23 protein-coding genes and 1 pseudogene are annotated in these 21,786 nt (G+C 66.4%); 11 read left to right on the forward strand and 13 right to left on the reverse strand.

All coding sequences use genetic code 11. The annotated features are described in order from the left end of the window. Positions 1–110: 110 nt before the first annotated feature. The gene (locus C8D87_RS44790; RefSeq protein ID WP_112232782.1) at positions 111–2,252 is read right to left on the reverse strand and encodes a DEAD/DEAH box helicase; all 2,142 of its coding nucleotides are present in this window, start codon (positions 2,250–2,252) and stop codon (positions 111–113) included. A 309-nt stretch (positions 2,253–2,561) separates the two neighbouring features. Between C8D87_RS44790 and C8D87_RS44795 the strand changes: the two genes are divergently transcribed. Beyond that, on the forward strand, positions 2,562–2,765 hold the full coding sequence (locus C8D87_RS44795) for a cold-shock protein (RefSeq protein WP_030475722.1): 204 nt from the start codon (positions 2,562–2,564) through the stop codon (positions 2,763–2,765). Positions 2,766–2,971: 206 nt separating this feature from the next. After that, positions 2,972–3,277: a hypothetical protein gene (locus C8D87_RS45540; RefSeq protein ID WP_146772114.1), complete on the forward strand. Its 306-nt coding sequence runs from the start codon at positions 2,972–2,974 to the stop codon at positions 3,275–3,277. Here C8D87_RS45540 and C8D87_RS44800 read toward each other — a convergent pair. After that, positions 3,272–3,739, reverse strand: a complete 468-nt coding sequence (locus C8D87_RS44800; RefSeq protein WP_112232812.1) for a MarR family winged helix-turn-helix transcriptional regulator — start codon at positions 3,737–3,739, stop codon at positions 3,272–3,274. The two genes, C8D87_RS45540 and C8D87_RS44800, sit on opposite strands and share 6 nt — an antisense overlap. An 89-nt stretch (positions 3,740–3,828) precedes the next feature. Between C8D87_RS44800 and C8D87_RS44805 the strand changes: the two genes are divergently transcribed. The 4 genes and pseudogenes from C8D87_RS44805 (at position 3,829) to C8D87_RS48455 (ending at position 5,968) form a co-directional block, all read left to right on the forward strand. Beyond that, positions 3,829–4,767, forward strand: coding sequence for an NmrA/HSCARG family protein (locus C8D87_RS44805; RefSeq protein WP_112232784.1), 939 nt, complete (start codon positions 3,829–3,831; stop codon positions 4,765–4,767). Beyond that, positions 4,764–5,144, forward strand: a complete 381-nt coding sequence (locus tag C8D87_RS44810; RefSeq protein WP_112232786.1) for a DoxX family protein — start codon at positions 4,764–4,766, stop codon at positions 5,142–5,144. Before C8D87_RS44805 ends, C8D87_RS44810 begins: the two co-directional genes overlap by 4 nt. Positions 5,145–5,312: 168 nt before the next feature. Next, positions 5,313–5,527: pseudogene (locus C8D87_RS48450) on the forward strand (pirin family protein); the annotation flags it as partial. Between the two features lie 90 nt (positions 5,528–5,617). Further along, positions 5,618–5,968: a pirin-like C-terminal cupin domain-containing protein gene (locus C8D87_RS48455; protein WP_233442590.1), complete on the forward strand. Its 351-nt coding sequence runs from the start codon at positions 5,618–5,620 to the stop codon at positions 5,966–5,968. A 147-nt stretch (positions 5,969–6,115) separates the two neighbouring features. On the opposite strand, the gene C8D87_RS47320 is transcribed toward C8D87_RS48455, so the two are convergent. Genes C8D87_RS47320 through C8D87_RS44830 form a run of 4 tightly spaced genes read right to left on the reverse strand, consistent with a single transcriptional unit; the run spans position 6,116 to position 7,356 of the window. Next, positions 6,116–6,397 (reverse strand): glycoside hydrolase family protein, encoded by a 282-nt coding sequence (locus C8D87_RS47320; RefSeq protein WP_215732675.1) that lies wholly within the window; start codon positions 6,395–6,397, stop codon positions 6,116–6,118. A 21-nt stretch (positions 6,398–6,418) separates the two neighbouring features. After that, a complete protein-coding gene (locus C8D87_RS46660; protein ID WP_170166829.1) occupies positions 6,419–6,556 on the reverse strand; it encodes a hypothetical protein in 138 nt (45 codons plus the stop codon). Between the two features lie 22 nt (positions 6,557–6,578). Further along, complete coding sequence (locus C8D87_RS44825; RefSeq protein ID WP_112232788.1) at positions 6,579–6,875, reverse strand: RICIN domain-containing protein; 297 nt, start codon at positions 6,873–6,875, stop codon at positions 6,579–6,581. Next, a complete protein-coding gene (locus tag C8D87_RS44830; protein ID WP_146772115.1) occupies positions 6,832–7,356 on the reverse strand; it encodes a hypothetical protein in 525 nt (174 codons plus the stop codon). The genes C8D87_RS44825 and C8D87_RS44830 overlap by 44 nt, the downstream gene beginning before the upstream one ends. Positions 7,357–7,576: 220 nt before the next feature. Between C8D87_RS44830 and C8D87_RS44835 the strand changes: the two genes are divergently transcribed. Then, positions 7,577–8,143, forward strand: a complete 567-nt coding sequence (locus C8D87_RS44835) for a hypothetical protein (RefSeq protein ID WP_112232792.1) — start codon at positions 7,577–7,579, stop codon at positions 8,141–8,143. An 883-nt stretch (positions 8,144–9,026) separates the two neighbouring features. Here the strand turns inward: C8D87_RS44835 and C8D87_RS44845 are convergent. After that, positions 9,027–11,333, reverse strand: coding sequence for an ATP-binding protein (locus tag C8D87_RS44845; protein ID WP_215732676.1), 2,307 nt, complete (start codon positions 11,331–11,333; stop codon positions 9,027–9,029). A 161-nt stretch (positions 11,334–11,494) separates the two neighbouring features. On the opposite strand from C8D87_RS44845, the gene C8D87_RS46665 reads away from it, so the two are divergent. Next, positions 11,495–11,653, forward strand: coding sequence for a hypothetical protein (locus tag C8D87_RS46665; RefSeq protein ID WP_170166830.1), 159 nt, complete (start codon positions 11,495–11,497; stop codon positions 11,651–11,653). Further along, positions 11,654–12,343 carry a site-specific integrase gene (locus tag C8D87_RS44850; protein WP_112232797.1) on the forward strand — a complete coding sequence of 230 codons (690 nt, stop codon included), beginning with the start codon at positions 11,654–11,656 and terminating at the stop codon, positions 12,341–12,343. 418 nt (positions 12,344–12,761) lie between these two features. Here the strand turns inward: C8D87_RS44850 and C8D87_RS44855 are convergent, their stop codons facing one another. Together C8D87_RS44855 and C8D87_RS44860 are read right to left on the reverse strand one after the other, a co-directional pair. Beyond that, entirely contained in the window at positions 12,762–13,319 is a 558-nt protein-coding gene (locus C8D87_RS44855; protein WP_215732677.1) for a L,D-transpeptidase family protein, read from the reverse strand. 577 nt (positions 13,320–13,896) lie between these two features. Beyond that, the gene (locus C8D87_RS44860) at positions 13,897–14,541 is read right to left on the reverse strand and encodes a hypothetical protein (RefSeq protein ID WP_112232801.1); all 645 of its coding nucleotides are present in this window, start codon (positions 14,539–14,541) and stop codon (positions 13,897–13,899) included. A gap of 258 nt (positions 14,542–14,799) precedes the next feature. Here C8D87_RS44860 and C8D87_RS44865 point away from each other — a divergent pair, with 258 nt between their 5' ends. Further along, a complete protein-coding gene (locus C8D87_RS44865; RefSeq protein ID WP_233442591.1) occupies positions 14,800–15,426 on the forward strand; it encodes a tyrosine-type recombinase/integrase in 627 nt (208 codons plus the stop codon). A 177-nt stretch (positions 15,427–15,603) separates the two neighbouring features. On the opposite strand, the gene C8D87_RS44870 is transcribed toward C8D87_RS44865, so the two are convergent. The 4 genes from C8D87_RS44870 to C8D87_RS46680 all read right to left on the reverse strand — a co-directional run bounded on the left by C8D87_RS44870 (position 15,604) and on the right by C8D87_RS46680 (position 18,250). Continuing rightward, positions 15,604–16,620 carry a GNAT family N-acetyltransferase gene (locus C8D87_RS44870; protein ID WP_112232805.1) on the reverse strand — a complete coding sequence of 339 codons (1,017 nt, stop codon included), beginning with the start codon at positions 16,618–16,620 and terminating at the stop codon, positions 15,604–15,606. After that, complete coding sequence (locus C8D87_RS46670) at positions 16,583–17,263, reverse strand: HTTM domain-containing protein (protein ID WP_170166831.1); 681 nt, start codon at positions 17,261–17,263, stop codon at positions 16,583–16,585. The genes C8D87_RS44870 and C8D87_RS46670 overlap by 38 nt, the downstream gene beginning before the upstream one ends. 257 nt (positions 17,264–17,520) lie before the next feature. Then, positions 17,521–18,072 (reverse strand): hypothetical protein, encoded by a 552-nt coding sequence (locus C8D87_RS46675; RefSeq protein WP_170166832.1) that lies wholly within the window; start codon positions 18,070–18,072, stop codon positions 17,521–17,523. A gap of 4 nt (positions 18,073–18,076) precedes the next feature. Beyond that, on the reverse strand, positions 18,077–18,250 hold the full coding sequence (locus tag C8D87_RS46680) for a hypothetical protein (protein WP_170166833.1): 174 nt from the start codon (positions 18,248–18,250) through the stop codon (positions 18,077–18,079). A gap of 130 nt (positions 18,251–18,380) precedes the next feature. Here C8D87_RS46680 and C8D87_RS44880 point away from each other — a divergent pair, with 130 nt between their 5' ends. Further along, positions 18,381–21,431, forward strand: a complete 3,051-nt coding sequence (locus tag C8D87_RS44880) for an AfsR/SARP family transcriptional regulator (protein ID WP_112232809.1) — start codon at positions 18,381–18,383, stop codon at positions 21,429–21,431. Positions 21,432–21,786: the final 355 nt, after the last annotated feature.

Raw genomic sequence — 21,786 nt, forward strand, 5'->3', positions numbered from 1 at the left:
CGTACGAACGGCGCTTACGAGGAGGCATGAGGACATCCTTCCAGCAGAACCCCAGGTCCTGCTAACTCGGTGTCCACTGCTCGGGGTGAACCTCAGCTCGCGTCCAGCTCCTAGAGACCAAGGCGCTGCTGCTCGGCCTGCACCACTCGCTGCTCCACCGACACCGCCGAGTCCAGTGCGCTCGCGTGCGAATGCTTGGTGTCGCTTTCACGCGCGTAGTGGTCGAACAGCAGCGTCTTGTGGTCGCGGATCTCCTGCACCCGCGCGTCCACGCTGTCCTTGACCAGCAACCGGTGCACGTGGACCTTGCGGACCTGGCCCATCCGGTGACAACGGGCGATCGCCTGGTCCTCCGTGCTCGGCTTCCACTGCGGCTCGGCGATGATCACCACGGACGCGGCCTGGATGTTGAGGCCCACGCCGCCCGCCTCGATCTGGGCCAGCAGCACCGCGTGGTCCTCGCACGCCGTGAACGCGTCCACCAGTTGTTGGCGGCCCTGCGCTGACGTCTCGCCGGTCAGGGGACCGAAGACCTCGACGTGGTCCGCGACCGCGTCCAGCACGTCGTGGAAGTACGAGAACACCACGACCTTCCAGCCGTTGTCCCTCGATTCCTCGATGATCTCCAGCAGCCGCTCCAGCTTCGCCGAGCCGCGGGGCGTGCCCGGCGCGTAGGCGGCGCGGCGCATCGCCATCAGGTTCCCCGCGCGCACCGCGTCCAGGTACGCGGCCCGGTCCTGCTTGCCGAACTCGACCCAGTCCTCCATCTCCAGCAGCTCCGGCAGCTCCCCCAGCACGTCCTCCTGGTTGCGCCGCAGGTACACCGGTGCGACAACGCGGCGGAAAGCCTTCGCCCCGACCACGGCGTCGATGGCGCCCGTGCGGGCCGCGACGCCCGGCTGGAGATAGGCGACCAGGTTGCGGAACTCCTCGACGCGGTTCTCCATCGGCGTGCCGGTGAGGAGCACTGCCCGCTCCGCGCGCTGCACGATCGTGTTGACCGCCTGCGAGCGCTGCGTGTCCGGGTTCTTCACGTAGTGCGCCTCGTCGACCACGACCAGCGCTGGGCGAAACCTCTTGGGCAGCACCAGTTTCGGCAACGTGCCGAACGTCGTCACGCCGACACCGCCCTGCGCCAGCCACTCGCCGACCGCGCCGTCACGGCCCGCGCCGTGCATCCGGTGCGGCACGAGGTCGCTGTGCCTGGCGATCTCGTTGACCCAGTTGACGACGACGCTCGCCGGGCAGACCACCAGGAACCCACGCCGCCCATCGGCGGCGAGGCTGGCCATCACCGCGATGGCCTCGATCGTCTTGCCCAGCCCCATCTCGTCGCCGATGATGACGCGCTTGCGTGCCAGCGCGAACTTGGCTCCGAACACCTGGTAACCGCGCAGCGACACCTTCAGCAGGCTGGTGTCCAGAGCGGTCGCGTCGACCTCGTGCTCGATGTCGGCCGGGACGAAACCCTTGGCGGCACTGCGATCCGGCAACGCGTCCGCGCCGGCGAGGTCGGCGAGGAGCGTGTTGTACGCGGCCGCGTCGAGCTCGTAGTCGCGCCACAGCGCGCGGTGGTCCAGGTCCGGCACGCGCAGCTGCGTGCCCACCGCGCGCAACGCCGCCACGTCGCGACTGGCCAGCAGGGCCTCGAGCCGGCCGAGCGAATCGACGGCGGCCTGCCGGTTCTTCCGCAACGAGAAGAACATGCGCACCCGGCTGCGGGCACGGAATGCGGCGCGCACATCGGCGTCGACCCTGCCCAGCACGTCTCCGAGCGCCTCGCGCAGCGGACCGACGAGCTGGTTCGCCCTGCGCAACTTGGACATCAGCTGCAGCAGCTCGGTCTGGGCACGGTCAGCGCGGTCGGGGTTCAGCCGGACAGCCGTGTCACGCGCGACACCATCGGCGACGGCACGAGCGACCCGCACGATCTGCTCGGCGGACTGCCTGCCGACTCCTGGCACACCGTCGAGCTGTTCCGGGCCCGCCCTGACGACGTCGGCGAGGGTCCGGTACCCGGCGGCCTTCAACTTGCTCAGCCGCAGGTTCGCCTTCGTGTCCCGGAGCTTGTCCACCGGCATGGCGCGGAGCTGGTCGGCCACCAGCGAGTCCCGGACCACCTGGTACTGCGCGGCGGCGAGCGCGAGCAGCCGATCCGGTTCCGCGCGCACCCCTGCCGCCTCGGCGCGGAACGCCTTCGCGGCGGCCAGCACAGCGCGAGCATGCCTGCCGACCTTCGACGAGTCGTCCACCCGTGTCCTTTCCTCAGGCGGTGCTCCTGATGCACCTGGACACGGCGCCGAGCACGTCCTTGGCCACCGCGATGCCGACGCTGCAGCACCTGGTCCCGGGGTCGTTGACCACCAGCTTAGTCATTCAGGGGGGCCGCGATGCTGGTCCCGAAGGCCGCGGGTGTAGCGTGGTGCCATCTGTCATGGTTTACGAAGTGTCGTTCGCCCGTGATCACAGGTCACGGGCGTTTTGTTGTTCAGCGACCCCGGTCGTGGCGGATACCCCGGCCCCGCACAGTGCGGGCGCCACATTCATGCTTGGAGTGCACCATGGCCACCGGAACCGTCAAGTGGTTCAACGCTGAAAAGGGCTTCGGCTTCATCGAGCAGGACGGCGGCGGCGCCGACGTCTTCGCCCACTACTCGAACATCGCCGCGCAGGGCTTCCGTGAGCTCCAGGAAGGCCAGAAGGTCTCCTTCGACATCACGCAGGGCCAGAAGGGCCCGCAGGCGGAGAACATCGTTCCCGCCTAGTTCCGTTGCCAGCCGCTGATCCACCAGCGGCACGTGCGGACACCCGAGCCCGGCCGGATGATTCATCCGGCCGGGCTCTGTCCTACCTGGATGCTCCGCAACAGAGTCGTTGACCGCCGTTCCGCGCCGTTTCCCTGGACACGTGCGTCCCGACATGCTTCGGGCGACGAACTGGATCGCGACTTCGGGCAACAGGAAGCATGACCATGTCAAAACCTCCCGCCAAGCCTGCCCCGCGGGGCGAGCCGCCGCCTGAGATCTCGGACGAGGACCTGCTCGCCGAGTCCCTGGCCACGCCGGAACGGTTCGCGACGATCTTCGACCGGTACGCCCCGGTCGTGCACGGGTACCTGTCCCGGCGGGTCGGCGTGCTGGCGGACGACCCCGCACCCGCATCGCCTGCGGCCCGCCCATCGGGACATCGCAAGCGGTCAACACCTCGACCCCACCCGCGACGGGCCAGCCACCACGTCACACGTGCTCGGCGGATGCCGTTTCCAGGTTGCTCATGACGGCTCGTCGTCCAGTCTTTCGAGGATGCGGCCGTAGATCTTCGCCAGCGTGGCGAGTTCGTCCGGGCCGAGGGCGTCAATGACCAGGCGCCGGACCGTGGCCACATGTTTGGGCGCGGCGGCCTCGACGACCTGGCGACCGGCTGGCGTGACGGCAACGAGCGTGCCACGTCCGTCCTCAGCGCATTCCTCCCGGGTCACCAGGCCCCGTTTCGCCATCCTGACGATCTGGTGGGACAGGCGACTCTGTTCCCAGTCGATCTCCTGGGCAAGATCCTGCGGGCGCATCCGGCCCGCCGGCACGTCGGTGAGCGCGACGAGGATCTCGTAGTCGGCACCGGACAGCTTCGACTGTGCCTGCAGATCACGGTTCAGCCTGGCGCTGAGCTTCTGATGCAGGCGCACGAAGCCACGCCAGGCGTGCTGCTCCGCCGGACTGAGCCACTCGGTCGTGTCGTTCATCGACACCAGCCTAACTCATCTACTTGACATGTCATGTAACTCCGTGAGTAAAGTACATGACACATCATGTAACTGAGAGGATATGAACCGTGACCGAAAAGAAGGTGATCGCGATCGTCGGGGCCACCGGCCAGCAGGGCGGCGGCCTGGCCCGCGCCATCCTCGACGACCCCGGCAGTGGGTTCGCGGTGCGTGCGCTGACCCGCAACCCCGGCTCCGACTCCGCACAACGGCTCGCCGCCCAGGGCGCTGAGGTGGTCGAGGCCGACATCACCGACGAGGCGAGCCTGACCAAGGCGTTCGACGGCACCTACGGGGCGTTCCTGGTGACCAACTTCTGGGATCACATGTCCCCCGAGCAGGAGAAGCAGGACGCGCTGAACATGGCCCGCGCCGCGAAGACCACCGGCCTGACCCACGTGATCTGGTCGACGCTGGACGACACCCGCACGCACATCCCGCTCGACGATGACCGCATGCCCACCCTGATGGGCAACTACAAGGTGCCGCACTTCGACGCCAAAGCCGAGGCCGATCAGTACTTCATCGACAACGAGGTACCCACCACGTTCCTGCGCACCACGTTCTACTGGGACGGTCTCCTGGGCCAGATGGGCCCACAGCGGGGCGAGGACGGCCACCTCGTGCTGGCCCTGGCGATGGGCGACAGCCCGCTGGCCGGCATCGCCGCCGAGGACATCGGCCGCACCGCCTACGGCGTTCTCCAACGCGGCCCCGAGCTCGCCGGTCAGACCATCAGCATCGCCAGTGACCACCTGACCGGCACCCAGATCGCCGAGCACCTGAGCGCGGCCCTCGGTGAAGAAGTCACGTATGTGCCCGTGCCCTTCGACGTGCTGCGGGCCCAGCCGTTCCCCGCCGCGGCCGAGATCGCCAACATGTTCCAGTTCTACGCGCAGACACCGCAGTTCAACACCGACCGCGACCTCGACGCCGTCCGCGCGCTGAACCCGCGGCTGCAGAGCCTCCAGCAGTTCCTGACCGAACGTAAGGACGCCCTCGTATGAACATCGTCCTCTGGATCCTCGCCAGCCTGCTGGCCGCGGTGTTCCTGGCCGCAGGCGCGGCGAAACTGGCCCAGCCCAAGGAGAAACTGACCGCCTCGCCGAACATGGCGTGGGCGACCGGCTTCTCCCCCGGCCTGATCAAACTGATCGGCGCCGTGGAGGTGCTGGCCGCGATCGGCTTGATCCTGCCCGCCGCACTGGACATCGTCCCCGTGCTCGTGCCGCTGGCCGCCGTGGGCCTGGTGCTGGTGATGATCGGCGCCGCGGCAACCCACGCGCGCCGCAGGGAAACCCAGGCGATCGTCACGAACATCGTGCTGCTCGCGGTGGCCGCCGTCGTGGCCTGGGGCCGTTTCGGCCCGTACTCCTTCAGCTGAAGGAACTCTCATGCCCGCCATCACCGTCGACGACGTACTCACCCTCCCCCGGTTGCCGTGCTCGACCCGGTGGCCACCCGGTACCGGAAGGTTCGCCGGCTGATCACCGCGACGCGGGGCTACGAAGGTGAGGGATTTCCGGTCCGCCGCGGCTTCGCCGGCGTGCCGATGTCCGAACTGGACCCGTTCATCCACTTCGACCACATCGGCGAGATCGACCTGGCACCCGGTGAACCGATGGGCACGCCATGGCATCCGCACCGCGGCTTCGAAACCGTCACGTACATGATCGACGGCATCGTGGACCACCGGGACTCCAACGGCGGTGGCGGCAGATCACCAACGGCGACACCCAGTGGATGACCGCCGGCGCTGGCATCCTCCACACCGAAACACCACCCGAGAGCCTGGTGATGACCGGCGGCGTGTTCCACGGCGCCCAGCTGTGGGTGAACCTGCCCAAGGTGAAGAAGATGACCGCGCCCCCTGTACCAGGACATCCGGGGCACTCAGGCCGCGCTGCTGACCACGCCGGACGGTGGCGCGTTGATCCGGGTCATCGCCGGCGATGTCGCCGGGCACGGCGGCCCAGGCTCGACGCACACACCGATCACACTCGCGCACATCACCGTCGAGCCGGCGCCCAGGTCGAACTGCCCTGGCACCCTGGATACAACGCGCTGCTCTACGCACTGGCCGGCGCCGGAACCGTCGGCACCAGCTCCATCCGACTCGGCCAGCTCGCCGTATTCGGTGCCGGCGACGCACTACGCGTCACCGCCAGCCCGAGCCAGGACTCCCGCACTACGCAGCTCGAGCTGTAAGTGATGGGCGGCCAACCGATCCGCGATTCAGCTTGACCACCTTGGGCACCCGCGTGCCGAAGTACAGGTATGCCTGGCCGTCGTCGTCGATGAACACCGCGGGATCGATCGGCTCGTCGCCCGCGTTCGCGTCCCGCGAGTTGTCGATCAGGGGGTTTCCGCGTGCGTCGCTGAACCCGCTGGTCGGCAAGGTGCTGCGGGCGACCCTATCTTGGTGCGGTCGACCGGGAGGTAGAGGTAGTAGTAGCCGTCCCTGGCAACCGCGGTGGGTGCCCAGGCGTACCGGGTGGCCCAGGAGAACCCGCCGACGCCGAAGAACGATCCATGATCGGTCCACTGCTCCAGGTTCTCGGACGAATAGGCACGCCAGTCGTTGGAATCCCAATAGGTGCCGCTGTTGGTCTCGTCGTCCGTCGCGTGGATGTACATCCGACCGTTGAAGACGTGCGCCTACGGGTCGGCAACGAAGCGGTCGGTCACGATCGGGTTCGCTGGCAGCGCCACCGGAGCGAACACCGCACCCATCGCGCCGGCCAGTGCCGTCGTTGCCACCACAGCGGTGATTGCGCGCAATCGTCGTTTCGTCACAGTAACCCTCCGATCCGGATTCTCATGACACCTGGACGAGTTGCCATTGCTGGTCGTTGCCGTTGTTCTCGACCCACTGGATCGCGTTCGTCCCGTTGGTGGTGCTTGAGGACGGGATGGCCAGTACGCGGCCGCTGTTGCGGTTGAACAGGGTTCGGTAGCCGCCGCCTGTGTCGGTGACGTGCCAGTGTTGGTTGTGGCCGCCGTTGTCGGCCCACTGCACGATCTGCGCGCCGTCCTGCAGGTTGGCTTGGTAGACGTCGAGTGCCTTGCCGCTAGCAAATGTGCGGTACTTGCTGGAGCAGGGAGGAGCCCGAATCCCGGATGGGCTCGAACAAGCCGCGAGGTGTGTTGAGCGGACTGGACTTCGGTTTCAGCATCGGCCTTGGGCTTACCTGGCCCTGGCCGGGCGCTGAATCCGTACTGAGGATTCGGATCTGAACTGTCGTGACGTGCTGTACGCCACCGGCGCCCATCCGGGGCAGGACAGCGGTGATCCGGACAGGGCGGTGCTTGTCCTCGCTGGTCAGCCGCCGCGGCCACTCCACAGGCGTGTCCGAGGGCGGCCCGGTTTGGAAGAGCTGGCCAAGCTCCACGACGTCGCCGAACTTGGGCGTGACTAGCGACTGAAGGAACTCCACCTCGTCCATGAAACTTTGTCGTGACGTGGCGAGCGGAATGCTGATCAAGTGGAGCCCGGGGCGGTGTCCCGCATCGCCCTGACCGTTCCGCCGTGAGACCTGTGCGTTTCGAATATCCGCCTGGCGGCCGACCAGCAGGGTCGACGGTGCGTTTCTCATGTCTCGGTAACCTCATGACGTTCCCCTTTTTGGCGAGCGTTCACCAACTGACCGTGAACACTTTCGGGTGAAGCGGGCTGAAAAATGGCGTCTGCCCACTTGCGACGAGCGTCCTCGGGGCTAATGTGGCGACACTCCATTCGCCACGCGCATTCCTGCCCTGTCTCGGGCGGGGCGTGATCTGAGTGACCGCCATCTCGCATGAAACGGAGAAGTCTCCATGTTCAATTTGGACGCCCTGCGTCGGACGATCCTCGGGACCGCGGCAGCCACCATCGCGGTTGGTTCCATGCTGGCCTCGACGGCCGGTGCCTTCGCGAGCGAGGACGGTGCGAAGGCGTCTGACTTCAGCCAGGTCGCAGCCGCTCCGGTGTACAACGAAAGTTCGATCGGCCAGATCGTGGGCACCGTCGGTGCGCCGCTGGTCAACGTGAACATCCCGTGCCCTGCTCCGTGGCAGCAGGGTGGCGTGTCCGGCTCCGACTACAACGCCTGCAACAACGCTCCGGTCTACCAGCAGGACGCGCTGGTGGCCGGTGACCTGGGTGGGGGCGAGGCCGACGCCCGCAACGAGGACTTCGGTCAGACCGCCGCTGCTCCGGTGTACAACGAAAGTTCGATCGGCCAGCTCGTGGGCACCGTCGGTGCGCCGCTGGTCAACGTGAACATCCCGTGCCCCGCTCCGTGGCAGCAGGGTGGCGTGTCCGGCTCCGACTACAACGCCTGCAACAACGCTCCGGCCTACCAGCAGGACGCGGCCGTCAAGGGCAGCCTGCTCGGCCGATAAGGCTCCGTCCCCACCGAAGAGCCACACTCCGAGAGTGACGGGGTGGATGTCGCCACCGAGGGCTCGGTTGACATCCACCCCGTCCGCCCAGACTTTTTTGCTTGCGCTTGCAAGAAGTGTCGGGCAGATTTCTTTGGTTCTGTGAACCGCGGCTCGGCCGAGTCTTCGGGGCCGCCAGCCTGAAACTTGGTTCCTGTCCTGGGCGGGCAGACGCACGGCATCGATGAGCGGAATTAGGAAGCCCTGTTCGCTGTCACGGCGAACAGGGCTTCTTTTCGTCCGCAGGCGCACCGGACTCATGCCTCGTGCATTCATGTGACCTAACGGCGGATCATGCCAGCGTTCGGACCGTTGGCCACGGACCGACCCGGCTTTGCCACCGTCGACAGGTCTTCGGCTCGCTGAAGGCGTGCCTGGAGAACCGGTTTAGCGGTATTCGACGTGATACGGGCAGCGTGACCGAGACCGTGAACGTTCCGTTCTGGTGGAATCCCGGTTCGAAAAGAACCGGTCAGAGCGATCTCGTCGCCACCGCTCACTGGGGTAGTGCGCGACAGGCTTGTTCGAGGTGGCCGGCTGCCCAACGGAGCCTGGCGAGTTCGGCTTGGATGATCGCGTGGGATAGGCGCTCGCTGGCCGGGTGGTGGATCGAACGGGTCAGCGCTTGCGGTCGCCTCACGCCGATCGCGCGGACAAGCCGGCACGGCTTCTCCGCCTCGCCGCGGAGCAGCACCGACGCGGCGGACAGCAACTTCCACGTCACCTTGTACAGCCGAGACACGACTACCTGAACATGCGCCAGCCTGGAATGGTCGCGCTGCCACGCTGCGGTGACGACTTGTCGAGCGGTACAGGGTTTCTGCGCCCACAGGCCTGATGTGTTTCAGCTGCCGTGGTTCGGTTCGGTGGGTGGCTTGGGTTTGCGTCGTCGGGTGGCCCATGCGGCGATCTGGCTGCGGTTGTCGAGGCCGAGTTTGACGAGGATGCGTTCGACGTGGCCCTCGGCGGTGCGGGTGGAGATCACGAGCTGTTCCGCGATCTGTTTGTTGGCCAGTCCGTCGGCGACGAGTTCGGCGATCTGCCGTTCGCGCCGGGTCAGTGGCGCCCAGCTGAGCGGCTGTTCGGCGGTCTGCGGTGGTTTCGGTGGTTGTTCGTCCAGGGCGTAGCGGAGGGCGGAGTCGAGGTCGAGTTCCAGCCCGGCGTCGAAGGCGGCCCGGTAGGCGGCGTCGCCCAAGACGGCGCGGGCTTGGCGTTCGCAGAGCTGGCGGGCCGCGCGCAGGTCGGGGGAGCCGAACTGCGGCAGGCCGAAGGTCTGCCAGACCTGGTGGGCGATACCCAGCAGCCGTGCGGCGCGGTCGGCCTGGCCCTGCGCCGCGGTGGCCGATGCGAGGGCGTCCAGGTTCACGGCGAACCCGAGGTTGTCGCCCAGCAGGCGTTTGAACCGCAGCGCGTCACGGGCGTACGCCGCGGCGGCATCGAAGTCGCCGCGGGTCAACTCCGCCAGCGCGCTCATGTAATCGAGGTGGGAGCGCGCCCACCTTTCGCCGCGCGCATCGCATGCCGCGCGGCCTTCGTCGCACACGGCGATGGCACGGGCGGCATCGCCGGCCAGAGCGAATGCCATGGCGAGCAGGCACCAGGCGTTGAACAGGCCGGTGCCGGTGTCACCACCCTGCTGGTGCAGGGTCGCCGATCGCTCGCCGAGCTCCACTGCCGCGGAGAGATCGCCGCGGGCCATCGCGGCCGCCCCGGCGACGTAGGCGATCCAGCCGGCTGCCTCGACGTCGCCGTGCCGCTCGACCTCTGGACGACACCGGGCGAGCAAGGTGTCGACGGCGGCGAGCTCGCCGTTCGCCACGGCCAGCCACGCGCACACCCACTGGGCGGTCCACAGCGTCGGATCCGGTGCGAGATCGCAGTCCAGCAGACGGTCCAGGTAATGCCGCCCCTCCCGGAGGGCTCCGCAGGCGATCCAGTAGTACCGCAGCGCTCCGGCCAGCTCCAGCCCCTGATGGCGTTCGGCAGGGTTCCGCAGGCAGAAGTCCAGGGCGGCGCGCAGGTTGGCGTGCTCGTCCGTCAGGCGATCGCGCCAGCGCGCCTGGTGCGGGCCGCACCACTCGGCGTCGAACCGCTGCGCCAGGCGCAGGTAGTGGTCGCGGTGCCGCCGCAAGTACTCGGTTCGGTCCTCCTCGGTCCCCAGCCGATCCCGGCCGTAGGCGCGGATGGTGTCCAGCAGCCGGTAGCGGCTCTCACCCGAGCGGTCCTCGTGCAGCAGGATCGACTTGTCCGCCAGTGCGGTCACCAGCGCCGGCAGCTCCGCCGGCGGCAACCGGTCATCCGCGCAGACCTCGGCCACGGCGGTGAGGTCGAACGCGCCGACGAACACCGACAGCCGAGCCCACAGCAGCTGCTCGGAGGGGGAACACAGCTCGTAGCTCCAGTTGATCGCGGCCCGCATCGTCTGGTGCCGAGCCACCCCCGCCCGCATGGCACCCAGCATGCGGAACCGGTCGTCGAGGTGGTCGAGGACGTACTGCACGGGCAGTGCTCTCGTCCGCGCCGCCGCCAGTTCGATCGCCAGCGGGATGCCGTCCACACGTTGACACAACCGCGCCACCACGCGGTACTCCTCGTCGCTCAGGACGATCCCGCTGATCGCCCTGGACCGCTCGACGAACAGCTCCACCCCGTCCGACAACCCGGTTCCCGCCAACGGCGACACCGTGAACAGACGTTCACCGGGCACCTTCAGAGGTTGCCGGCTGGTCGCCAACACCCGAAACCCCGGCGCCGCCCGCAACAACCCGTCGACCAGCGCCGCACACGCCTCCGCCAGATGCTCACAGGTGTCCAGCACCAGCAGCAGTTGCTTGCCGCCCAGGAAACCCGCCAGCACCTCGTCCATCGGCCGCAGCGTCGCGTCCCCGATCCCCAGCGCCTCGGCCACCACGTAGGCGAGCAGCTCGGGATCCCGCAGAGCCGACAGTTCGACCCACCACACCCCGTCGGGAAACGACCGGCGCAGCTCGGTGGCAACCCGCAACGCCGTGCGGGTCTTGCCCACCCCTCCGATCCCGGCCACCGTCACCAGCCGTGCCTCGGTCAGCAGCTGCTTGATCCGGCCCCGCTCCCGATGGCGATCCACGAAACTGGACACCTCGGCGGGCAGGACACCAGCACGTCTGGCCACGATCCTCACAATTGAGCGGTCACCATGTGTTCGACAAGGACGCTGTGGTAACACGTTTCTCTCTCATACGGCTAGCGCAGACGTCCTCATTCACCTGCACCGACCAATCGCTGAAGTAGCCCACACGACCCTGTCCCGCCCGATGCCGCTGAGGAAAAGCCGTGCTCGAACCCGCCGGGGACGCCTCCTCCGCTGGTTGGTGGTCAGCCGCTGAACTCGGCGAGCGCACGGACAACCTGCTGCCCGCACAGCTCCCCACTCTGCTTGACGATCTCCTCACCGGCGTCCTGGGCACCACACCGCTGAGGCTGGTCGACTGATTGCTGGTTCGACGTGGCGACCAAGCTGCCGCACTCGGCGGCGACACCGCCAAGCTGCTGATCATCACCGCCGCCTGGACCGGCTGCCGTTGGGGTGAGCTCACCGGACTGCACCGCAGCAACGTCGACCTCGACCGCGGCACCCTCGTCATCGACCCGCGGTTCGGCGCCCTGCACGAGAGCGCCCACAAACAGTGGCTCGGCAACCCCAAGACCACATCCTCGGCCCGCGTCATCACGCTGCCGCCGTTCCTGATCAAGCTTCTGCGCGACTACCTCAAGCAGCATGACAACGAGTTCGTGTTCACTGCGGACGGTGGAACATGGTTGTGGCGCAGCACCTTCACCCAACGCATCCTCAAACCAGCCGTCAACGGCAACGAAGACCAGCCACGCAACCGCCGCCGCACCGTGGCGATTCGACCCGGCCTGACATTCCACGGACTACGGCACAGCCACAAAACCTGGCTCATCGCCGACGGCGCACCCGAGATCGCCCAAGCACGACGCCTCGGCCACCACCTACCCAACCGCGTCACCGAGGTCTACTCCCACGTCGCACCCGAAGTCGAACAACGACTCCTCACCAACCTGCAACGCCGCTGGCACAAAGCCAAAGCAACCGTCAAAGCACACCCCATAGCGCCAGAACCAGTCGCACGACGACTCTCCGGCCCTGTTGCCGCATAACCAACACAGTGACCCTCACCCCGTTGGTAAGAGGGACACCACATCCACGCAGACCAACGACCCAGGAACCGATCATCCTGGAGAAAGCCGCTCCAGAACCTCTCCACCAGAGCAGAACAAGACGATCAAGAGGTGATCACCGGTGAAATGCAAAGAACCCGGCTGACCAGCGTCTACCGCTAGATCAGACGGGCTCTCATTCAAGTGGAGCTGAGGGGACTCGAACCCCTGACCCTCACACTGCCAGTCCACAAAGGACTCCTACCAGCACAAACACTAGAACCCCAAGAACCCCAACGCAACTAGCCGCCGTTCAGCACCGTTGAGCGCCGTTCAGTGACGTTGCACTCCTGGCACCGCTCCAGTTCCGCTCCAGCACGATCAGTGTGAAACGGACTCGCTACCAGCGAACATCCGTTCACCGCGGCGACAACGCGATCACCGCGCCCGGACGAACCCAACGCACAATCGACGCCAGCGTGCCCGCCGAGATCGCCACACAACCGGCAGTCGGAGCCCCGTTCGTGACGTGCACGAAGAACGCACTACCAGCACCAGGGACACGCTGCGCGTTCACACCCATCACCAAAGCGTAGTCATACACAGCGCCGTGCGAAGCCAAGTTCTCCGACGTGCTCTCGTTGAACGGACACGTCCCACGAGCACACCGCTGATGCGTGTTGTAGGCAGAACTGTTCACATCACTGACCCACCAGTCCGAATCATCGATCCAGAAGTACGACACCCCAGCACCAGGATCAGCCTGCCGCCCGAACGCACCAGTGATCGCGAACACCCCAGCCGGCGTCGCCGACGACGACTCCCCATACGAACTCGAGATCCCCGGCGAACCGACCTTCGCCGCAACACCACCGAGCACCTGCGCCCAGTCACTCCCGGACCTCTGCCACGTCGACAACGTGGCATTGGAACCACCCGCACCCACCACCGAGATCACCTGACTGGCGCTGCCCACACGACCAGCGAACCAAGGCGCCTCGACACTGCGCACCGAAGTCGGGGGCGCAGCCACAGCAGCAGGCCTGGGCACCGATGAACTGGTGGCAGCGGACGATTTGGGCATACTGCTGACGGACGCCGTCGTGGTGACGGTGCTGGAGGTCGGTTCGACAGGCGAGCCGACCGTTGTCAGCTCAGCCGACGTGGGCTGACGCTCGTCCGCAGCACCGCTAGGAGCAGCCTGCGGAGACCCGTTGGCAGAAACCACCACAAGTACCGCAACGGCCACCGCCACCACAACGGGGCATAGGACTCGAACCGGACGTGGAACCTCGGCCAGGCGCCGGAACATACCACTCTCTCTACGCTCACAATGCGACGCGATCCACGCCACCGCTTGACTTCGTTGTACCAGAACACCAGCCGGTCTCCTGTCGGTTTGCGATCTTTCACGCCCCCGCAACGTCTGTGAATCCATCGAACGCCGACAGTAGTCGGAAACCGCTTTCAGTGTCATATCTTCCGAATAACGATGCGGGGTGAGCAAGTTCATTCTGCCCACCCCACACCACGAACACATTCGGCTGTTGCAGCTACGCTTTCCAGGTCGAATCGGTGATCGTGGGATCACCGGTTATCGCTCTGGCAACGGACACCCATCTCGGCTCGCGACTGCCGAACCCTGCTACGCACTGCACGGCGAACACAACCACAGTGCTCCCGCCTTCCAGTACCAACTCGAGGCCTCGCGTTCCTGGCCGGACGGTGACAAGCGTCGAGCGCGGCACGTCGTAGACTCGCCATGGATTGACAACGTGGATCAGGTCCTTCCGCACCTCAAGCCTCGACCGAAATACTGCCCACACGACCAAGCCAAGCCCGACGTAGATCAGGATCGCCACGGCGAACTCGACTGGCGGCATGCCGTCCTGCCAATCGGGATTGATCAGACCCGGCCATACCACGAACGGCAGGCCGAGCAGCGACACACCGACTGCCGCGACCTTCGCCCACAACCGAACACGCCAGACGTGATCACCCTCGTCGACTGCCGCCTGCTCCGTGTTCACGGGTCCGTCCTGACGTGCCCACAAACGGATCAACACGGTTCCGCCGAATAGCACAGCGAATGGGACCAGTAACCGCTCCGGCATGGGAAGGCTGTCATGCAGGTATGCCCCACCGATCAACAGAACTCCGAGGACAAGCAGTCGCAGCACCGTGAGCTTCGGAAACATGGCAAGTAACCCTTTCACTACGATGCTGCGACCACCGATGATTCTCCTACCACCACTTCCAACGCTGCCCTTTCCGGTTCCACTTGAACCGATAGGAAATGTTCCTGGAGTGCGCAGGGGAGAATTTAGCGTGGCGACCAGGCTTTATTGCGTTCAGCGCGCGCAGCGTCTTCACTCCTGCCCCTGCGCCGAACGCACTCGTGAAGGTCTCACCAGCCGCATCGCGCCATTTCCAGTTGCTGGTACCTGCGTTCTGGGCTGCGTAGCCGACGAAGCGGCTGCCGCTGGGGTGAGCTCACCGGCCTTCGCCGCGACAACGTTGATCTCGACCGAGGTGTCCTGATCATCGACCCACGCACCGGATCCCTGCACGAAAGCGCGCACACGCGCTGGCTCGGCTCACCCAAGACAGCCTCGTCCGCACGAACCATCACCCTGCCGCCGTTCCTCATCACGATGCTGCGCAAGCACCTCGAGCGGCACGACAACGAGTTCGTGTTCACCGCCGAAGGCGGAACATGGTTGTGGCGCAGCACCTTCATCCGCCGCGTGCTCAAGCCCGCGGTCAATGGCAACGAGCATTGTCCAAAGTCGGGCGTTCGCGCGGTGCCGATCCGACCCGGTTTGACCTTCCATGGACTACGGCACAGCCACAAGACCTGGTTGATCGCCGGCGGCACACCCGAGATCGCCCAAGCACGCCGCCTCGGACACCACCTGCCCAACCGCGTCACCGAGGTCTACTCCCACGTCGCACCCGAAGTAGAAATCCGGCTCCTCAACGACCTCCAACGCCGGTGGCACGAAGCCGACCTCAACGTCAAAGCACATCCGACTGCACCCGAGCCGTCACAACGCCACGTCTCCGGACCGCTTGCGGCGTAACCCAATCCCACTGCCCCTCACACCGTCAGGTCCACAAAGGACTACTACCAGCGCAAACACCAGAACCCCCAACAACTCCAGCGCAAGTAGCTGCCGTTCAGCGCCGTTGAGTGCCGTTCGACGACGTTCAACTACCAGCCCTGCTCCAGTTCCGCTCCAGCACGATCAGTGTGAGACTCAGCCCAGCAGTCGACGCAGTTCGGCGATCTCCCCGCTGACCCCTACCGTCGAGCGGCTGGTCGTGAAACCGATCTGCTCGTTCACCCTGATCATGTATTCGTTGTCGGCGTTCACGTTGGTGTAGATCTTCCCGATCAAGGGCCGTTCGGCGAGCAGTGCCCGCAACATGTGCGCCTTGACCCACCGCCCAAGCCCCTTGCCGCGATACGCGGGTATCACGGCGGTGTCCTGCTGGACGGCCCACTCGGGATAATCGGCGTAGAGGTCCATCTGTGTCAGCGCGACAACCTCGCCTGTCGCCTCAGACAACGCAACCACCACCCGTTGCACGACGTTCCGCTCACGATGGCGAGCCTCAGCCTCGCGTACACGTTCGGCCGTCCACTCCGCAAGCCTGTACTCGGAGTCGCCGGCAGGCGCATCGCGCATCACATGCAGCGCGCGAGCGTACGAAGCCACCAGCTCGTCAGGTGCGGCTCCCACCCACTCCGCCACCCTGAAACCGTCAGGAGCAGGCACGTCCCAGAGCACCGGGTCGACACCGCGGATGTCCAATGTCTGCGCGAGTGTCGACTTGGAGATGCGCATCCCCACCGCGACCGCCCACTGCGCGCCCGGTCCGCCCTTGGAAAGTTCCCAGCCCTCCACGAGCTTCCTGCCGCGCGCTTCGAGTTCCGGCAGCAGCGCCTTGAGCACCGCGGTCCCCACACCCTCACGCCGCCGCCGCGGTGCCACAGTGATCGTCGTCAGCGCCAGATGCTCGTTCTCGTCAGGCGGGAAGTAGACGACGGCCTTGGCCACCAGCTCGCCATCACGACGGGCGATCCAGTACCCCCGAGGCCCCAGACTCGGGGCAAGCTGCCGCAGACTGGCCACCCAGTCGTCGTAGTCGAGCACCACTGGATCCGGGCGATCCATACGCAGAGCGGCCACCGACAGCTCGTAGAGCGCCCTCAGGTCCGCCGGTGCGGCTTGATCAGCCTCGAACGGTTGCAGTTCGAACTTCCTGGTCATTTCCGATCCCCACACTCTCCCCGACACGACGTGGAGGCACGCACACGATTGCCAGCACGCCAATCATCGCCAAACCAAAGACGGCCAAGCTCATCAGGAACATGATCCCGACGTGAAAGCCCGAACCGAGCGCCAACGCCCACCATCGTGCCCGCGCACCGCTCCACAGCAGAACCACGAGCACCAGCTGGGCTCCGATCACCGACCAGCTCACGGCGGCGACCACCCAGTACGTGCGTAGGACGGGCTCCAGGAGGTCCCGCACGGAGGCCGAGAAGCCCGCCTGGGGGTAATTCACGATCACGAACATCGCACTTCCCTGACGCCACAGGGGGTCCGAGAGCTTGGAGACCACCGCGCCGAGGTAGATGACGGAGAGCTGTAGCCGGAGCGCGTACCGGGCGGCGAATGCCGCACCCCTCCAGACGGGAGGCAGCGGTGTACGAGGACGCGTCCACTGCCACCGCCGGTCATCCCCTAGACACATCGGGATCAGCAGCATGGAGGCGAGCATGAGGGCCCGTTCCCCGCCGTTCGGCACTGGGACCGCGACGACCGAACTGAACGCGACGTACCAGTGCGGAACACAGAGGAACCTGGGCCGGTACCCCGACATCACGGCCAGCAGCACGCCGATCGTCATGATTCGGCTGATGATCATCCCGTGGCTGGACCCGCCGGTCAGGCACCACAGTGAAAGCGACCGCATCCCGTCACAACGCACGCCGTCCGGTGGGCTCAGCACAGGGGAGAACAGCACGGCGTCCGGGCTGAACGCCAAGGTGGAAAGTTGGGCGAGCGCGAGCAGGAAACGGCCGACAGCCAGCCCTGGGCCGCGCGGCTCCGTGCGCAGGGCGATCCGCCCGAGCCTCGCGGGAACGTCTCCGAACCGCGTCATCGTCATCCGCAATCGATGTCCACCAATGCGATGCGATGCACGCGCATGGCCAAGGCCGGCAGCCGACCGGCTGGCGGCAGGTCGGTGTGTTCGACGGCCAGCGCGAGGTGCCCGCAAAGGAGATGGCTCGCGGACTCGTTCCTCAGCCGATGGACGTCGTCCACGACGAGATCCAGGCCACAGGCCAGCGTGTTCTCCCTCGAACAGACCTGCCACCGCGCGTCGGGCACGCGACGCGCGAACTGCCACGCCTCGGCGTAGCGAACCTCGACGCCATTCCCCAGGCCGCGGTACTCGACGTCCTCGAGCGGCTGGAGAACGTGCCCCGGCTCCGTCACGCGGTAGGCCACGACGGAGTCGCGCTCCAGTCCGGTGAAGAACCTCCAGTGTTGCGGCCACATCACGGAAAAGCCGCCCAGCCCGGGAACACCGAGCTGAGCAAGCCATCCCAGGACGAACCCGGCCACCAGCACCAATGCCGTGAGGCCGAGACCTCGGATAGTGCCGGCGACATCGACCGGGTCGTCGCCGGAAGAACTGTTCGATCCGTTCAACAGGTCAGGGTTCGATCGGCCCGGAGCCGATGCTGTCACCAGGCGGGCCCACGAGGACCGTGTTCTGGACCTCCGGCGCCTTGCTCTGAGACTCCCCCGCGGAGGCGGCGCCCACAGCCCACACCGAACCGAAGGCCGCTGCCACCAGCACCAGGCCGACGATCGTCTTCTTCTTCAACTCATGCCCCCTAGAAGAACGCTTCTTCCACGCTGTCCAACACGACAGCCAGCAACTAATTCAGCGCCCGTGACTACTCAAGCGCTACGAGGAGCCTACTCAGTGCTACCGCGGTAAGTATGCTGAACGGGTGGACGTGGAGTTTTGCCTGCTCGGGCCATTCGAAGTTCTGCAGTCAGGTCAGCCTGTCAGGCTCGGCGGAGCGCGCCAGCGCAAGCTCCTAGCGATCCTTCTTCTCAACGCGAACCGGGCCGTCCCGGTCGACCAGCTCGTCGACGCGCTCTGGCACGACCCACCCAGCTCGGTGCGTCAGCAGATCCACAACTCGGTTGGCGGTCTGCGCCGCACGCTGGCCGATCTCGCGTGTGACGCCCGAATCACCAGAACCGACACCGGCTACCGGCTGGACGTCGCCGAGGAGCTGACCGACCTCCACCACTTCCACGAAGGAAGCCGCGCCGCGCGCGAGGCAGAGGCTCTGGGCAGCCTGCCAGAGGCGATCAAGCTGCTCAGCTCTGCGTTGTCGGCGTGGCGTGGTGAGGCACTGAGCGGTCTGGACGGCCTGGCCATCGAGACAGTCGCGGCGAAACTGAACGAGAGCAGGCTCACCGCCCTGGAACTACTCGCCGCCTACCGAATGCGCGTGCGGGAGTACGGAGCGATCATCGCTGAGCTCACCCCACTCGTCCAGCAGCATCCGCTGCGGGAGTCGTTGCGCGCGGGTCTCATGCGAGCGCTGTACTTGAGCGGCAGGTCGGCGGACGCGCTCGCAGTCTACGAGGAGGGCAGGAACGCGCTCGTCGACGAACTCGGTCTCGATCCCGGCACGGAGCTGCGTGACCTGCAGCTGGGAATCCTCAAAGGCACGGTCACGGTCGCCCCGCCGGAGCCGCCCGAGCAGAAGTCGAGTCCACCCGACCGGCGGTTGTCCCGGTTCTACCTCCCACACGACACCAACGACTTCTCCGGACGGTCAAGGGAGCTCGACGAGCTGGCCGAAAAGGTCCTCCGCACCGAACCGACCACGCTCGTGATCTCGGCCATCGACGGAATGGGCGGCGTCGGCAAGACAACCCTCGCCGTGCACTTCGCCCACCAGGTCGCGGACCAGTATCCGGACGGCCAGTACTTCGTCGATCTGCACGGGTTCAGCGCGGGTGTCGAGCCCCTCTCAGCCGAGCAAGCGCTCGAACAACTGCTGCGCGACAGCGGGGTACCACCCGAGCTGATCCCGTCGGGAGCGCAGGCCCGCGGCGCGCTCTGGCGTTCCCAGCTCGCCGGCACTCGGAGCCTCGTGCTGATAGACAACGTCGTCGACGCGGCGCAGGTCCGTCCGCTGTTGCCGGGCAGCGCGGGCGTGCTGGTCGTCGTCACGAGCAGGCGAAGACTCACTGCTCTGGACGGCACTGTGCCTGTGTCGCTCGACGTGCTTCCTCCCGACGAAGCGGTGAGCATGTTCGCCGGCGTGATCGGTGAGCGCCGGGCGAGCCAGGAACCGGAAGCCGTCGCCGAGGCCGTGCGGCTGTGCGGCTATCTGCCGCTCGCGATCCGCATTGCCGCGGCCCGGTTGCGCGACCGTGGCAGCTGGACCGTCGCGGACCTGGTCGGCCGCATCCGCGGCCATGCGCATCGAGCCCGCTTCCTGCAGATCGAGGACCGCAACGTGATGGCGGTGCTGAAGCTCTCGCACCGCTACCTGCCCGCGTTGCAGAGCAAGGTCTTCCGCCTGCTGAGCCTGCACCCCGGTACCGAGTACGACGCTTGGTCCACAGCGGCACTGGCCGGCATCACGGTCGAGCAGGCGGAGTCCTGTCTGGACGAACTCTTTGACTTCAACCTGCTGAAGCAGAACTCACCGGGTCAATACCACTTCCACGATCTGGTGCGGGACTGCGCCATCCAGCTGCTCAACGAGACGGACTCCGCGCCGGAGCGACAAGCCGCGTCACACCGCCTGCTCGACTACTACCTGGCCGCCACCGAGGAGTGGTGCCGCACGCTCTCAACCGCTTCGTCCCACAGCAGGTTCAGCGACAACCTGCCACACCAGGAGGTGCGCCCCGTCTCCTCCTCCACGGACGCGGCAGCCGTGCTGGCCCTGGAGTTCGCGAACCTCACCGCCGTCGCTCGATTCGCCGCAGACAACGGCTGGCACGGTCACGCGTGGCGGCTCGTGTGCGCAATGGAGCCGTACCTGACGCTGAACAACTACGGCGGCCAGTCCTACGAGCTGTACGCCGCCGCAGCTGAGGCGGCGAACAGGGACGACGACTCGGTCGGCGAGTCGCTCTGCTGGTCCGGGCTCGCGGCGGTGTGCCGCGAGCGCGGCCACAAAGAGGAGTCGATCCTCCACATCGGCACCGCCCTGGAGCTGGTGCGAAAGGCCCGCGACTACCAGCGCGAGTCCGCACTGCTCATCCACCTGGGACTCATGTACCTGGACCAGGACAACTACGTTGCGGCGGAAGAGCACTTCCGCGCGGCCCAGGCACTCATCGCTCACGACGACAGGAACCCGAACCACTCGACGATCACGAACAACCTGGCGGTGGTGTTCCGCGAACTGGGCAGGTTCGACGAGTCGCTCTATCACCTGAACCGCTCCCTCGAGCTAATGCCGCCGAAACACGTCGTCGGCCGCCTCGTGACCACGTGCAACATCGGCATGGTTCAGCACGCACAAAGAAGACACGAGGAAGCCGCGCGCACGTTGGACGAAGTGTTGTCCGCCTGCAAGGCGATCGACTACCAGCCCGGCATCGCCCTGGCACATGTGGCCCTATGCAACGTGCACCGCGCACTGGGCAACCCGACTACCTCGGTAGAGCACGGCCGCTCCGCCCTCACCCTGGCGCGCCAGCTGCATATGCACAGGGTGGAGTGCGAAGCGCTCAGCTCCCTGGCAGAAGCCGCCCTCGCCGCCGAGGACGTGAACCACGCCGAAAAGGTCTACACACAGGCATTGGAGCGCTCCACGCACTTCTCGTTCGCGAGGTTCGAAGCGCGCGCGCTGGAGGGCCTCGCCCACGCTGCCAGGGCCCGTGGAGACATTGCCGAGGCAACAGCCCGCTGGCGCGGCGCCGTAGACCGCTATCCCCACGGCATGCACGACGCCACACACGCACAGCAGCACCTCGCCTCCATCGAGGACGAGTCCGCCACGTGCTTCCGCTGCGAGTAGCGAAACACCGACGCACGAGGGACAGCACTCCAGGGGTCGCCGCGCGTGAGTTGGTTCCCGTTGGGGCCCGCACCCCCAGTGCGGGCCCCGCGTACGATGCTGCCGCTACGCCCTACCTGAATGGCATCAGTCTCCTACCCACGGTTCTGACCAACGTCCGCAACCAGTGATCACATTCATGTGCGATCAGCAGAAGCGACCCTCAGGACTGATGAACCACACGCTGGCGCTGCGTTAGGGACGTACTGACCTCGGATTGTTGAGGTTCACCCCGAGCAGTGGACACCGAGTTAGCAGGACCTGGGGTTCTGCTGGAAGGATGTCCTCATGCCTCCTCGTAAGCGCCGTTCGTACG

Source organism: Lentzea atacamensis, from assembly GCF_003269295.1.
GTDB classification, from domain to species: Bacteria; Actinomycetota; Actinomycetes; order Mycobacteriales; family Pseudonocardiaceae; genus Lentzea; species Lentzea atacamensis.

Bases quoted from the DNA above. Each gene is read 5' to 3' on its own strand.
- C8D87_RS44795 (WP_030475722.1), top strand. From the start codon at position 2,562: ATGGCCACCGGAACCGTCAAGTGGTTCAACGCTGAAAAGGGCTTCGGC.
- C8D87_RS45540 (WP_146772114.1), top strand. From the start codon at position 2,972: ATGTCAAAACCTCCCGCCAAGCCTGCCCCGCGGGGCGAGCCGCCGCCT.
- C8D87_RS44800 (WP_112232812.1), bottom strand. From the start codon at position 3,739: ATGAACGACACGACCGAGTGGCTCAGTCCGGCGGAGCAGCACGCCTGG.
- C8D87_RS44810 (WP_112232786.1), top strand. From the start codon at position 4,764: ATGAACATCGTCCTCTGGATCCTCGCCAGCCTGCTGGCCGCGGTGTTC.
- C8D87_RS48455 (WP_233442590.1), top strand. From the start codon at position 5,618: ATGACCGCGCCCCCTGTACCAGGACATCCGGGGCACTCAGGCCGCGCT.
- C8D87_RS47320 (WP_215732675.1), bottom strand. From the start codon at position 6,397: ATGTACATCCACGCGACGGACGACGAGACCAACAGCGGCACCTATTGG.
- C8D87_RS44830 (WP_146772115.1), bottom strand. From the start codon at position 7,356: ATGAGAAACGCACCGTCGACCCTGCTGGTCGGCCGCCAGGCGGATATT.
- C8D87_RS44835 (WP_112232792.1), top strand. From the start codon at position 7,577: ATGTTCAATTTGGACGCCCTGCGTCGGACGATCCTCGGGACCGCGGCA.
- C8D87_RS44860 (WP_112232801.1), bottom strand. From the start codon at position 14,541: ATGTTTCCGAAGCTCACGGTGCTGCGACTGCTTGTCCTCGGAGTTCTG.
- C8D87_RS44870 (WP_112232805.1), bottom strand. From the start codon at position 16,620: ATGACCAGGAAGTTCGAACTGCAACCGTTCGAGGCTGATCAAGCCGCA.
- C8D87_RS46670 (WP_170166831.1), bottom strand. From the start codon at position 17,263: ATGACGATCGGCGTGCTGCTGGCCGTGATGTCGGGGTACCGGCCCAGG.